General features: G+C 68.2%; 12 protein-coding genes. 2 read left to right on the forward strand and 10 right to left on the reverse strand.

What is annotated here, in order from left to right; genetic code table 11:
- From F5544_RS22085 to F5544_RS22100, 4 genes are all read right to left on the reverse strand, one after another.
- The gene (locus tag F5544_RS22085) at window positions 1-2,493 is read right to left on the reverse strand and encodes an Hsp70 family protein (RefSeq protein ID WP_167474953.1); all 2,493 of its coding nucleotides are present in this window, start codon (window positions 2,491-2,493) and stop codon (window positions 1-3) included.
- On the reverse strand, window positions 2,490-2,870 hold the full coding sequence (locus F5544_RS22090) for a hypothetical protein (protein ID WP_167474954.1): 381 nt from the start codon (window positions 2,868-2,870) through the stop codon (window positions 2,490-2,492). Before F5544_RS22090 ends, F5544_RS22085 begins: the two co-directional genes overlap by 4 nt.
- A 25-nt stretch (window positions 2,871-2,895) precedes the next feature.
- Window positions 2,896-5,763: a tetratricopeptide repeat protein gene (locus tag F5544_RS22095; protein WP_167474955.1), complete on the reverse strand. Its 2,868-nt coding sequence runs from the start codon at window positions 5,761-5,763 to the stop codon at window positions 2,896-2,898.
- 257 nt (window positions 5,764-6,020) lie between these two features.
- A complete protein-coding gene (locus F5544_RS22100; protein WP_238847383.1) occupies window positions 6,021-6,473 on the reverse strand; it encodes a DUF6010 family protein in 453 nt (150 codons plus the stop codon).
- Between F5544_RS22100 and F5544_RS22105 the strand changes: the two genes are divergently transcribed.
- Window positions 6,439-7,356: a GlxA family transcriptional regulator gene (locus tag F5544_RS22105; protein WP_167474957.1), complete on the forward strand. Its 918-nt coding sequence runs from the start codon at window positions 6,439-6,441 to the stop codon at window positions 7,354-7,356. The two genes, F5544_RS22100 and F5544_RS22105, sit on opposite strands and share 35 nt — an antisense overlap.
- A gap of 23 nt (window positions 7,357-7,379) precedes the next feature.
- Here the strand turns inward: F5544_RS22105 and F5544_RS22110 are convergent, their stop codons facing one another.
- The 4 genes from F5544_RS22110 to F5544_RS22125 are packed head-to-tail and all read right to left on the reverse strand — an operon-like array spanning window position 7,380 to window position 9,742.
- On the reverse strand, window positions 7,380-7,685 hold the full coding sequence (locus F5544_RS22110; protein ID WP_203217628.1) for a transcriptional regulator: 306 nt from the start codon (window positions 7,683-7,685) through the stop codon (window positions 7,380-7,382).
- A complete protein-coding gene (locus F5544_RS22115; protein WP_167474959.1) occupies window positions 7,673-8,137 on the reverse strand; it encodes a hypothetical protein in 465 nt (154 codons plus the stop codon). The genes F5544_RS22110 and F5544_RS22115 overlap by 13 nt, the downstream gene beginning before the upstream one ends.
- Before the next feature lie 55 nt (window positions 8,138-8,192).
- The gene (locus F5544_RS22120) at window positions 8,193-9,338 is read right to left on the reverse strand and encodes an RNA polymerase sigma factor (protein WP_167474960.1); all 1,146 of its coding nucleotides are present in this window, start codon (window positions 9,336-9,338) and stop codon (window positions 8,193-8,195) included.
- Window positions 9,335-9,742 (reverse strand): YciI family protein, encoded by a 408-nt coding sequence (locus F5544_RS22125; protein WP_167474961.1) that lies wholly within the window; start codon window positions 9,740-9,742, stop codon window positions 9,335-9,337. The genes F5544_RS22120 and F5544_RS22125 overlap by 4 nt, the downstream gene beginning before the upstream one ends.
- A 319-nt stretch (window positions 9,743-10,061) precedes the next feature.
- On the opposite strand from F5544_RS22125, the gene F5544_RS22130 reads away from it, so the two are divergent.
- The gene (locus tag F5544_RS22130) at window positions 10,062-11,405 is read left to right on the forward strand and encodes a DoxX family membrane protein (protein ID WP_167474962.1); all 1,344 of its coding nucleotides are present in this window, start codon (window positions 10,062-10,064) and stop codon (window positions 11,403-11,405) included.
- 63 nt (window positions 11,406-11,468) lie between these two features.
- Here the strand turns inward: F5544_RS22130 and infA are convergent, their stop codons facing one another.
- Together infA and F5544_RS22140 are read right to left on the reverse strand one after the other, a co-directional pair.
- Window positions 11,469-11,693 carry a translation initiation factor IF-1 gene (infA, locus tag F5544_RS22135; protein ID WP_167474963.1) on the reverse strand — a complete coding sequence of 75 codons (225 nt, stop codon included), beginning with the start codon at window positions 11,691-11,693 and terminating at the stop codon, window positions 11,469-11,471.
- Window positions 11,690-12,478 (reverse strand): GNAT family N-acetyltransferase, encoded by a 789-nt coding sequence (locus F5544_RS22140; RefSeq protein ID WP_167474964.1) that lies wholly within the window; start codon window positions 12,476-12,478, stop codon window positions 11,690-11,692. Before F5544_RS22140 ends, infA begins: the two co-directional genes overlap by 4 nt.
- Window positions 12,479-12,591: the final 113 nt, after the last annotated feature.

Raw genomic sequence — 12,591 nt, forward strand, 5'->3', positions numbered from 1 at the left:
TCAGGCGCCGCGGATTGTGCTGAAGGGGTCGGGCTCGGCGGGTGGTTCGGCGAACAGTTGGCGCAGTCTGGCGTTGATCATGCGCAGGCGGGTGACCTCGCCGGCTCGGACCGCGGTGTTGCCCTGTTCGATCAGATCGTCCGCTTGCCGGAGGTCGATCATTTGGTTGCGGTCTCTGGCCAGGCTTTCGAAGATGAGGATGGGCAGTTCGCCGGTGTGGTCGAGGATTTGGCGCCACAGCAGGCTCAGCTCCGCGGTGCGCTGGCGCAGCAGATCCGGCGCCCGGCTCTCGATCGCGTCGCGCACCGCGACCTCGAGGTTGTCGAACTGTCTGCGGTAGATCTCGTCGCGCACCTCGTCGACGGCGCGGCGGACGTAGGCGAGCAGTTCTTTGGCCCGGACCACCAGGCTCGGCCACAGCAGCTCGTCTTCGGCCTCATCGATCGCGGCCCGCAGGTCACGCAAGCGCTGCTGCGCGGCGACGGCGGCGTCGGGATCGGCCGCGGCGGCCTCGACCAGTTGCTGGGTGTCGGTGGCGGTCTGCTCGTCGTCGATGCGGGCCAGCAGCAGCTCCGAGGTCGGGTTGCCGATATCGCGGTGCCGCTGCCGGACCGTGGCCAGTCGCTCCAATTCCTGCTCGGTCTCGCGGCGCAGGACGGCGGCGTCGGGCAGGGTTTCGGTGTGCAGATCGATGACGTTCTCGAATTCGGCGTCCAGATACGGAATGTAGGCGCGCGCCACCATGATTCGGGACGCGTCGATCTCGAGCGTCACCTCGATCTCGCTGCCCTCCGGGATGCTGCGCTCGACTTGATCGGCGGTGATGTCGAGGCGGCCGATCGTGCGATTGCGGTCGCCCCGAGCGTGTTCACCCTCCAACACCGGAATCCGGATGAGGCCGGTGCGCCCGCCACCGCGATGCACGGGTGCGGCGGTGCGCAGCCGCTTGCGTGCGCGAGCGGGCAGCGGGGTGCCGCGCTCGATCAGCCGGACGGTCGTGTTGTCCGCGAGGCCGACATTGAGCGAATGGATCAGCGGCGGTTGAGTTTCCACCGCGCCGACGGTGTAGGTCAGCGTGTTCGGCGTGAGTTCGCGGCGGGTGCCGCTGGCGTCGGCGAGTTCGATCTCGAAGGTATTCGCGGCCCCGGCCTGCGCCCACAGCGTGGTGCTGAATACGCCGGTCTCGGCGACGGCGACCTTGCCGCCGCGCCACGGTGGCCGCGATGTCGAATTCACCAATTCCACTGTGAGCCCGGCCGGTACGGTGCCGTCGGCGGCGGCGATGCGGCCGATGATCAGCGGTTCGGTATCGGGGCCGACGGGGGAGTACTCCAGCTGGACGGTGAATCCGCCCGGTGCGGCCACCGGTGCCGCCCCGCCCGGAATCCGTTGTGTCCCAGCGAAGATCGCCGCACCGCGGGCGACGACGGTCAGCGGGTCCTGGCTGAAATCCAGCGGGATGCCGAGTCCGTGCTCGGGATGGGTGAGATGTTCCCGCAGATACGGCGACAGGGTCGGTCCGCCCACCAGGATCAGTTTGGCGATATCGCCTGCCCCCAGCCGCGCCTCCTCGAGCGCCTTGCGGCACAGGTTCACCGACCGGGTCAGGAACGGTTCGGCCAGCCGCTGGACATCTTCGCGGCGCAGTTCGTAGTAGAACTCGAAGCGCCGCCCGGCGCCGTCGTCGAGGTCGATCTCGATATCGGCGGACGTGCCGCGCGACAGCGCGATCTTCGCCTTCTCCGCGTGCAGCTTCAGCTTGTTCACCACCGGCCGCCAGCGCGCGGCGCCGCGGGCCAGATCGGTGAGCCCGAATTCCGCACGCACCGCGGGGATCAGCAGCTCCTCGACGATGCGCCAGTCGATCTGCTTGCCGCCCAAATGATTATCGCCGCGGTGGTTCAGCACGGTGAACTCGCCGTCACGCAACTGGATCACCGCGGCGTCGAAGGTGCCGCCGCCGAGGTCATACACCAGCCAGCGGGCGTTCTCGTCCGCGGACTGGAAGCCGTAGGCCAGCGCCGCGGCGGTCGGCTCCTGCAGCAGCGGGGCGAACCGCAGCCCGGCCGCCTCGGCCGCGACCCGCGTCGCCTCGCAGGAACTCATATCGAATGCTGCGGGAACCGTGACGACGGCCGCCTCGATATCCTCACCGAGCCGCTGCGCGACATCGGCGCGCAGCGATTTCAGTACCTCGGCCGAGAGCTGGGGTGGGGTGAGTTCCCGGCCGCTGGCCGCGAATCGCACCTTCTCCTGGGCGGTTCCCATGCGCAGCTTGAATTCCGCGGCGGTGTTGTCCGGGTCGGATTCGGCGCGCTCCTTCGCGGCCCGGCCGACGCGCAGCTTGTCCCGCTTGTCGATCCAGACGGCGGACGGCGTGGTGTCGGCGTCCTCGTTGTTCTTGATCACCTCCGCGTCGACACCGCGTAGCACGGCGACGGCGCTGTTGGTGGTGCCGAGATCGATGCCGAAGTCGACGGTCGTGCGGCTCATCGCTGCGCCTCCGAATCGGTCTGCGCCGCACCGTTTTCCGGAACGGCGACGATGATCTGGCCGCGCTGGGAGAGGTGACCGTCGATATACACGGTCGGCGTGATGGTCTCGGTGACCGTCTCGTGGGTCACCGCCGCCGAGGGTGCGAAGGCGACCACCTCCACCGACTGTCCGGCGTCGAATCGGTCACCGGTGTGCGTCTGCACGACGACACCGGCGTCGGCCAGCGCGTCGCTGAGCGAGTTCACCTGCCGGGTAATGGATTTCAGCAGCTTGCCGGGATCCTCGGCGTGATGGTCGGCGCCGAGTTTGTCCCGCAGCCGCCAAACGCCGGTGGCCAGATCCACCAGCAGTGGGCGGAAATCCTTGTCTTGCATGCATTCTCCCCGTTACCGGCGGCCGCTACGGCCGCTCGCCTTTGCGCCAGCCCTCGGCCAGCAGTTGTTGGACGCGTGGATATTCGAAGGCGCGATTGGGCGCCTCGGTCGCGGTCTGCGACTTCGACATCGCGACACCGATGAGGATCGCCGCGACGCCGAGGACCGCGGCGCCGATCGCCCCCGGCGGGTGGCTGGCGCCGAGTGCGGCGATACCGCCGATGAACGCGGCGAGGAATCCGATGAAGCCGAGGAACCCGCCGAATCCGCGCAGCCGCGCACCCGGCGCGTGCTCGATGCGGCACTGCTCGCAGCGCGGCACGTCGATGTGCAACGACTGCCAGCGCGTGGTGTTTCCGCGGCGGGTGACGTTGTTGTGCAGGCCGACACGGTATTTCGCCGGGTCGGCTCCCGGCTGTCGCCCACAGAACCAGCAGAAGGTGCGGAGTCGTTCGGCCTGTTCCCGCTCGGCTCGGATGCGGGTGAGCACGGTGTCCTGTTCGCGCAGGTAGTCCAGCGCGTCCTTACCCCGTACCGTCGGCCGGATCCGATCCATCAGTTCCACGGTGGCGTCCAGGTCGCCGGTTTCGTTGAAATATCCCACCACGCAATGGATTACGGTGGTGGCGATCCGGTCGTGGGCCGCGTCGACGGCCTCGGTGTTCGGCTGGGGCGCCGAGCGCATGCGCGCCAGCGGTTCCTGGGTGTCGGCGAGCAGGTCGCGGGCCACCTGGGCGCCTTGCTTGGGAGCGTTGGCGGTCTTCTCCCGAGCGAGGGTGCACTGGTGCGCGACGTTCGCGCTGGAGGTGGCCGCCCATTCGGCGGCGAGCCGGTCCAGGATCGAGCGGGTGGTGGCAAGCGGGGCGAGGCGTTCGAGGATGTTCAAACTCGTAGGTACCGAACGTGTTTCGTTGAACTGGGCGATATCGCAGGAGATCGCCGTGCGAACCAGGTCGTCGTGGGCGCCGCTGCCGATCGGATCGGTGGCGGGCTGCAGCCTATCGATGATCAGCAGCGGGAGCTTGGCGTTGTCGAGCAGTCGGCCGGCCACCGCACCCGCGTCCTTGGGATCCTTCTGGACGGCCCGGGACGCGTCGTCGGCGAGTGTTCGGGTGTGCGCGGCCAGTTTTCGGACCGCGAGGTCACGCGCGCTGTCGACGGCGGCCGGGTCGAAGCTGCTCGGGCGGCCCGCGATCTGCTCGGCGAACCGGGTGAGCACGTCGGTGTGCAGGTCGGCGGCCGGGCGGTCACCGGCGACGGCCGCGCGGACCAGCAGGTCGGTGTGCAGACGCAGCAGCGCGGCGGGTAGGGCGGCGCGCAGTTCGGCCAGCGCGGCGGTGCCGACCCGGCTGTCGCCGATGGCTTCGGTCCTGGCGCGCAACCACTCCCATGAATCGGCGGCGCAGATGGCGGCGTCCCAGGCGGTCAGGGCATCGAGCCAGGTTTCGGCATGGCGCCCGAGCGGTGACTCCATCGCCTGAATGTGGCGCACGACGGCGAGGTTGTGCGCGGCGATGCCGGCCCGCGGCAGCCGTTCCAGCCAGATCCGTTCCAGACCGGCGAGATCACCCGGGCGCGGACCGTCCTCGCCCGGCCATATCCAGAACAGCTCCTGGATCAATCGCTGTGCGGGCTCACGCAATTGGTTCAGTGCCGTCTTCGCCTCGCCCGGCTCCGGTTGCGACGGCGTCGGGAGCAGCGGTGTGAGCGCCAAGGGCGCGCCTAGTCGTTCGGCGGCCTCCAATTCGGTGACCCGCTTGCGAATTCGGCGGCCGTCGGCGTCGGTGGGCAGGTCGGCGAGGCGGAAAGCGTTGCGCCGGTAGGGCGAGTCATCGATGGCCGCGTCGAGGGCGGCCGTCACACCGGTCGGCGAGCCCGCCGCGGCGAACCCGAGGGTGGCCAGCGACACCGGCGCCCGCACCACCTCGGGCGGGATACCGCGCGGGGGCGCGGATTCGTCCGGCGCCGCGACCACACCGATTTTCACGAGGTTCGACTTGGCCGTCTCGAAACCGTTGGCGGCGCTGCGTTCGAACCAGGCGGTGGCGGCCGCCTCGTTGCGCCCGGACGGCCGCATCCACAGCCGATGCCCGAGGTAGTTCATCGCGGCGGCGCTGCCCGCGGCGGCGGCGCGCTCGTACAGCACGATGAACATCGGATCACCTTCTCGCTCAGCGAGTTCGGCGAGCGCGTAGTCGGCGCGGGAGTCGCCGTGGGCCGCGGCCTTCTCGTACCAGCGGCGGGCTCCGATCGGATCGCGCGGCTCGATGCGCTTGTCGAGCAGGTTCCCCACCGTGAAATCGGCCTTGTCGTAGTTCGCCTCGGCCGCCTTCACGAACCAGGGCAGCGCCGAGGCGTAGTCCGGTGGGTCCATGGCCTCGAACAGGCAGCCGATATTGAACATGGCGATGCCGTCGCCGTTTTCGGCGGCCTTCTCATACCAGTGGCGTGCGCCGGCGAAATCGCGTGGGGTAGTCCACTGGTCGAGGACGAATGCCAACCGGAAGTAGGCGTCGGCGTATCCGGCGGTCGCGGCCCGCTCGTACCAGTGGCGCGCGGACCGGTAGTCCGGCGGGTCGAGCCGGTACTGGCAGATGATCCCGATATTGAACATCGCGACCTCGTCGCCGTTTTCGGCGGCCTTCTCGTACCAGCCGATCGCGGTGCGGTGATCCCGCTGATCCCGGCTGTCGTCGAGCAGATAGCCGAGCCGGAAGTACGCTGCGGTATGCCCGGCCGCCGCTGCTCGTTCGTACCACTCGCGGGCCCCGGAACGGTCGCGCGGCGACGACGTCTCCAAGAAGTAGCCGAGGTCGTACATCGCCTTCGCGTCACCCGAGGCGGCCGCCTGCTCCAGACCGGCACGGTTCGACGGATCGTAGGTGGTGCTCACCGGATTGTTCTCCCCATCCCCATATTTCCCGCCCAGGCCGCCGGGACCTCTCCCGACTGAACTCTACAATGGCACATGCCATCCCGCGCACACACCTCCGGAAACTCCGCCAGGCTCCGCCGTGCGGGGAACTGGCCTGCGGCGTATCGGCCGCTACGGCAACGGGATTCGCCGCCAACTCGGAATCGCCGACGGCAGAGCGTTTTTCTCGGCATCGGCCGATGCCGGTCGCAATCGCCGGGAGCTTGCCGAGGCGGCTAATCGACAGGCGCGCTGGGCTGGCGGGATGTGCGGCCCCGGATCAACGCGAGCAAGTTGGGGCCGCCGCGTAGGCACCAGAGCGCGATCACGGGATCGCAGACCGCGCAGCCGAGCGAGGAATTGTGCGCGAAGGGGACGATCGGATGGCCTTTGAGGTGATGTAGCACGTCGACGGCGCTGTGCAGCAGCCAGGCGATTCCGATGAACGTCCACGAATTCAGGCCGCGGAACGCGCAATACGTGATGAGGGCGGTGAACAGATATTCCCAGCCGCCCAGGCCGCCGCCGCTGAGATAGGCGGCTCCGGCTCCGGCGATCATAATCGCGTTGAACGTGCGTCGATGCGGTTCCCGGATCAGTGACATCAGCAGGGCGTACACGGCGCCGATCAGCAGCGGCGCAACAACATTGGCGATGACGGACGGCGTCATACCGTTCGACTTGTCCACTCCCATCGAGGTTTTCGACCGCACTCGGATACCGGACGGCCGCCGCGCCTATCGGGTCCGCATCTGCGCCGAGCGACCGGAGGTGGATGCGGGCGCATTCGCCCTGCGGGCGCCATGGGGTCTGGACGCGGTGGCCGAGGCGGATACCGTGATCGTCCCCGGGGTCGCCGATCCGACCGCTCCGCTCTCGCCGAACGTGCGCGACGCGCTCCGGGCCGCCGCCGCTGCGGGCACCAGGATCGCCTCCATCTGCACCGGGACGTTCCCCCTCGCGGCCACCGGACTCCTGGACGGGCTGCGGGCGACCACCCACTGGATCGTGGCGGACCTGTTGGCGGCCACCTATCCCCGGATCGAGGTCGATCCGGCGGTGCTGTATGTGGACAACGGCCAGATCCTGACCTCCGCGGGCGCCTGCGCCGGACTCGACCTGTGTCTGCACCTGATCCGTCGCGACTACGGCTCGGCCGTGGCGGCCGACGCCGCCCGCCTGTCGGTGATGCCGCTGGAACGCGAGGGCGGGCAGGCGCAGTTCATCGTCCAGCCGCATCCGCCCGCGCCGCGCGGCGCCACCCTGGAGCCGCTGCTGCTGTGGTTGCAGGACAACATGTCCGGTGATCTCACCATCGCCGATATCGCGGCCCAGGCGGGCACCAGCACGCGAACTCTGCTGCGGCAGTTCCGGACTCAGGTCGGCACCACACCGCTGCGCTGGCTGCACCGCGCACGGATCCGTCGTGCCCAGCATCTGCTGGAGACGACCGAGCACACGATCGAACGCATCGGCGCGCGAGTGGGTTTCGGCTCACCGACCGCGTTCCGCGACAACTTCAAGCGCACCGTCGGCGTCACCCCGAATGCGTACCGCCGCGCCTTCCGGTGAGGGTTCGCGAAAGACGTTGCGGGTCAGTCCGATGCTGTGGTTTCGCCCGCCTTGCGGGTGAGCTCGGTGAGGGCGGCGAGGTGGGCGTGGTAGGCGGCGCGGCCCTTGTAGGTGAGGGCGAGCCAGGTTTTCGGTTTGCGGCCGTCGTAGCCCTTGGTGACGGCGATGTATCCGGCGGACTCCAGCAGGGTCATCGCTTTGGAGAGGGTGGATTTGTTCAGGCCACAGATATCGGTGATGACCAGGAATTCGGCTTCGACGCAGCCGTCGAGGAATGCGACGAGCTTCAGCCGCGGCAGGGAGGCGAACAGCTCGTTCAGTTCTTCCATCGGGCCTTCCATGGTGTGAGCCGCGGCCGGGCCTGGTCGAACCAGATCCATCCGCCCATGATGGCGCTGCTGAGGATTTGTAGCCACAGGTCCCACCGCGAACTCTCGAGACCATGGGGCGGCATCAGCGCAATCGACAGTATCAACACCAGATAGAACTTCCACGACGGCTGCGGAAGTGGCATGATGCCGCGCGCCCGCCGGGTTCGGCGCAGCCATTGCAGAAGTTTGTAATACACGAAGCCCGAGGCGATTCCGGGGATTCCGAAGATCGATGCGCGCAACGGATCGTCGCTGTGATCGATCGCCGTACTCAGCAGGAATACGGTGAGCGCCGTCATGAAACCGGCCGCTATGGGTCCCCACATCGGCAAAGCAGTGGCATCCTTCGCCTGCCGAGTGGTGGCGGCGGCGATATCGAGCGCCTCCTGCGGTGTCTGTGCGTCGTGCATGAGCTGACCGTATATCAACAAGTTTCCATTCGCCAACCAGTTTCTGCTGGTACTTCTAGGGGCGTAACAACTGCCGTACCCGGGCCGCCTCGCGGGTGAGGTGGTCGCGCTCGGGCCCGCTGGTGGCCGCGCGAGATGCCTTGGCGTACAACGCGGCCGCTTGTTCGAGGTCGCCGTCGCGTTCGAGGAAATAGGCGCGGGCCGCGGCGTGGCGGGGCAGCTCCGGATCCAGTTCGGCCAGCGCGGCCAGTCCGGCCCGGGGTCCGTCGGCCTCGCCGACCGCGACGGCGCGATTGAGCCGCACCACCGGGCTGTCGGTGCGCAGCAGCAGTTCGTCGTACCACTCCACGATCTGCGGCCAGTCCGTCTCGGCGGCGCTCGGGGCATCCGCGTGCAGGGCGGCGATCGCGGCCTGGGCCTGGTATTCGCCGAGCCGGTCGCGGGCCAGCGTGGTCCGCAGAATCGCCACGCCCTCGGCGATAAGGCTTGCGTCCCAACGGGTTCGGTCCTGTTCGGCGAGCGGCACCAGGCGACCCCCCGGTCCGGTGCGCGACGCGCGGCGCGCATGATGCAGCATCATCAGCGCGAGCAGCCCCGAGACCTCGGGCTCATCGGTCGAGGCGGCGAGCTGGCGGGTGAGACGGATGGCCTCGGCCGCCAGGTCGATATCCCCGCCGTAGCCCTCGTTGAAGACGAGGTAGAGCACGCGCAGCACGGTCGCGAGGTCGCCGGGCCGGTCGAGCGGCAGTCCCGCGATCCGCCGCTTGGCCCGGCTGATCCGTTGCGCCATGGTCGCTTCGGGGACGAGATAGGCCGTCGCTATCTGCCGGGTGGTCAGGCCGCCGACCGCGCGCAGCGTCAACGCGACGGCCGAGCTAGGGGACAGGCTCGGGTGAGCGCACAGAAAATAGAGCCACAGCGAGTCGTCGGATGCGGGCACCGCACCGGCGGGCGGCTCGATCTCCACGGCGAGTTCCCTTCCCCGCCGGGATGTTTCGGCGCGGACAGCGTCGAGGAACTTGCGCCAGGCGGCCGCGACGAGCCATGCCTTGGCATCGCGCGGCGGATCGTCCGGCCAGGTCTCCAGAGCCCGGATCAGGGCCTCCTGCACGGCATCCTCGGCCGACGCGAAATCGGCTCCGCGCCGTAGCAGCACACCGATCACCGCGGGGACGAGTTCGCGCAGCAGCGATTCGTTCACTCGGTCACCGTTGGCCAGTCGGTGAGCAGCGGTCGTAACTCCAGCCATTCCTGGATTGGTTTCCCGCCCGCGCCCGGAGCCGCGGACAGCTCGCCGGCCAGTTCTAGCGCCCGCTCATAGGTTTCGACATCGATAACCATCCACCCGGCGATCAGATCCTTGGTCTCGGCGAACGGACCGTCCGTGACGGGCGGGCGCCCTTCGCCATCCGAGCGAACGAACGTGCCCTGCGGCGACAGCGCCCGATGGTCGACGAATTCGCCGGTGGCCTCGAGTCGCGCGGCGAAATCCTGCATATATCGCAGGTGGGCCGTCAGCTCCTCCGGTGTCCAGCGGTCCATCGGCACGTCGTTGGTCGCTGCCGGCGCGCCCCGATAGTGTTTGAGCAGCAGGTATTTCGGCATGATGGTCTCCTCGGTTCGTTGCGGCCAATTCTGGCCGAGTTGATCTCCGGACCGAGACTGGGTCGTGTCTCCCGATCAGGGTTGGTTGATCGGCTCGCTGTGCGAGGCTGATCATGCATCATGTTCGCCGTGGTGACGGTGGCTGGTGATCGGTAGCGGGTGCTGACGGACAAGCCTGTGGGAGTAGAGCATTCGGCCGGGCGTACTCCGCAGGTAGCAGGCGCGAATCAGCTTTCCGGGTGAAGCCGGGGCGGCATCCGGCTCGGTAGCGTTGCACCGCGAAGACTCCGCTGGGCGTCGAGCGACGAGGTGTTGGGAAATGACCGCCACGGAAACGGATCTCGCACCGGACACCGGCAGGCATGCGGACCACGCCTGGAATCCGGTCACTCGCATCGTGTTCCGATTCTGCTTCAGTTACTTCGGGCTGTTCTGCCTGTTCTTTCCGTGGATGTGGTTCAGCTACCTGATTGCCTTCCGCCGAGTGCTGCCCGATGACGCGACGGTCTGGTCGGCACGGCCGGTGGCCCCGATCGTCGGCTGGGTGGGGCGTCACCTGTTCGGCGTCTCGGCGGTGCCGAATCCGTACTCCCAAGGCGACGACCCGTTCGAGTGGGTGCTGGTGTTCTGCATTCTGGTCGCGGCCGTGGCGGTCACGGTGATGTGGTCGCTGCTGGACCGGCGTCGCACCGAGTACCGCGGTCCGGCGGACGGTTTTCTCCTCGCCATGCGGCTGGCCCTGGCCGGGCAGATGTTCTATTACGGTGTCGCGAAACTGATCCCGAACCAGATGCCCGAGCCCCCGCTCGCGACCTGGCTGCAGCGGTTCGGGGACTTCAGCCCGGACATGGTGCTGTGGAATCAGGTCGGCTACTCCCAACCGTACGAAATGCTGCTCGGGGCGGCGGAGGTGCTGGGCGGCGTACTGCTGTTGCTGCCGAGGACCGCGGTGCTGGGCGCGATGCTGTGCCTGGCGGACATGGCACAGGTTTTCGTGCTCAACATGACCTTCGGTGTGTCGGTGAAACTGCTGTCGGCACACCTGATTCTCTTGTCGGTGGTGCTGCTGGCACCGCGGACGCGGCAGCTCCTGGACGCCGTCGTGCTGGGCCGTGCGACCGCCGCGGTCCCAGGCGGCCGACGGTCCCGGCGGACGATCACCACCCTGCAGGTGGCCGCCCTGATCTGGCTGGCCGTCGGCAACGGATACCAGAACTGGCGCCTGTGGTACGAAATCGGCGGCGGCCGACCGGTTTCGGCGTTGTACGGAATCTGGGAGGTGACATCCTTCGACCGCGACGGGCAGTCGCGCCCGTTACTGCTGACCGATCGGGACCTCTGGCGGCGCATCGTCTTCGACGACCCGGACACGATGACCTACCAACAGACCGACGACCGGCTGGTGCCGGTGATCGCGCACATCGACACCGCGGCACACCGCGTGACCCTGTCCCGGCCGGACCCCGGATCAGCACCGAGCGAAGGACCGGACCACCACCCCTCGGGCTCCTCGTTCGCCGTCCTCGATTATCAACGCCCTGAGCCGAACCACCTGCGGCTCACCGGCGATCTCGACGGTCACCACGTCACGATCACCCTCGACCTGGTCGACCCCGCCTCGTTCCCGCTGCGCGCGAGCCGATTCCAGTGGGTGCAACGATGAATCCGAGCTCGGTGGCGGGAGTGAGGGTGGCAAGCGTCGGCGCTTGCCACCCACCCGACCCGGTTATGTCCGGTATCGGAAGAGGATCCGGCCACGGGTCAGGTCATACGGGCTGAGCTCCAACAAGACCCGATCGAACGGCATGATCTTGATGTAGTTCCGCCGTACCTTTCCGCTGATGTGCGCGAGCACGATGTGCTTGTTGGCGAGCTCCACCCGGAAGGTGGCGTTGCGCAGGCACTCCAGCACGGTGCCCTCGATTTCGATGCCCTTGCTCGTCTTGGTCATCGCAGCACCAGTTCCAGGTTGCTGCCGACGCGCCGGGCGCCGATGCTGTCGAAGAGTGCCGTTGCGGCGGTGTTGGATTCGTTCACTTCGGCGTACGCCGGGCCGCGACCGTCCCGGTGCAATGCGCCGAGCGCGTGCGCCAGGAGCGCCCGCGCCACACCGGTGCGTTGCTCCGCGGCCAGGACCGCGATAAGGCCGATGCGCGGCTGCCGGATCGCCCGCACCACGCGAATCAACCCGATATAGCGGCCCGATCGCACCGCGACAGCGTATTTCGACGGGTCGACGACGGTGTCGCCGTCGCGGCGGGGCAGCACTTCGGCGGGCATACTGTGCCAGCCGACGGTGGCTTCGACTTCATCGCGGATGGCCCGGTCCAATGCCCGCAGCGGATGGTCCGCGGCGGCCGTGATCGTGACCCCCGGCGGCGGTGCGGTGGCGTCGAGTCCGGTGATCGCCGGATCGGTGGGCACGGAATACTCCCACTCGCGGCGGCTGGGCGCGAAGCCCGCCCGCCGCCAGCCCGCGATCAGGTCGGATTCGACCTCGTCCACCACGGTGTAGAGCGGCCGTGGCAGTTCAGCCCGCACGGCCGTGGCGAGTTGGTCGAATACCGTTGCGTGCCAGGCGTCGACGCTGACGAAGCGCCGCCCGTCCGGCCTGCGGGCCACATCGGCGCTGCCGACCACCCGGCCGTCCACCGCGGCATGCCACTCGGTGTCGGTGACCCGCGTGATGATGGCGGCGGGCTCGCCTGTTTCGAATGTGAAAGGTTGTGCGTACATGGTTGTCGCCTTTCGGGATTGCCTTTGTTCAGGCGCTCCCGGCGACAACTACGACGTTCGCCCAACCGTGACGACGAGGGGGAGCACCCACTTCGATGCAGTGTTCATGGGTC

It is taken from the genome of Nocardia arthritidis, from assembly GCF_011801145.1.
Classification (GTDB): Bacteria; Actinomycetota; Actinomycetes; order Mycobacteriales; family Mycobacteriaceae; genus Nocardia; species Nocardia arthritidis_A.

What these genes read in the sequence shown, in the direction of transcription:
- F5544_RS22130 (WP_167474962.1), top strand. Translation starts at nt 10,062, where the DNA reads ATGACCGCCACGGAAACGGATCTCGCACCGGACACCGGCAGGCATGCG.
- F5544_RS22090 (WP_167474954.1), bottom strand. Translation starts at nt 2,870, where the DNA reads ATGCAAGACAAGGATTTCCGCCCACTGCTGGTGGATCTGGCCACCGGC.
- F5544_RS22110 (WP_203217628.1), bottom strand. Translation starts at nt 7,685, where the DNA reads ATGGAAGAACTGAACGAGCTGTTCGCCTCCCTGCCGCGGCTGAAGCTC.
- F5544_RS22125 (WP_167474961.1), bottom strand. Translation starts at nt 9,742, where the DNA reads ATGCCGAAATACCTGCTGCTCAAACACTATCGGGGCGCGCCGGCAGCG.
- F5544_RS22085 (WP_167474953.1), bottom strand. Translation starts at nt 2,493, where the DNA reads ATGAGCCGCACGACCGTCGACTTCGGCATCGATCTCGGCACCACCAAC.
- F5544_RS22140 (WP_167474964.1), bottom strand. Translation starts at nt 12,478, where the DNA reads ATGTACGCACAACCTTTCACATTCGAAACAGGCGAGCCCGCCGCCATC.
- F5544_RS22105 (WP_167474957.1), top strand. Translation starts at nt 6,439, where the DNA reads ATGACGGACGGCGTCATACCGTTCGACTTGTCCACTCCCATCGAGGTT.
- infA (WP_167474963.1), bottom strand. Translation starts at nt 11,693, where the DNA reads ATGACCAAGACGAGCAAGGGCATCGAAATCGAGGGCACCGTGCTGGAG.
- F5544_RS22115 (WP_167474959.1), bottom strand. Translation starts at nt 8,137, where the DNA reads ATGCACGACGCACAGACACCGCAGGAGGCGCTCGATATCGCCGCCGCC.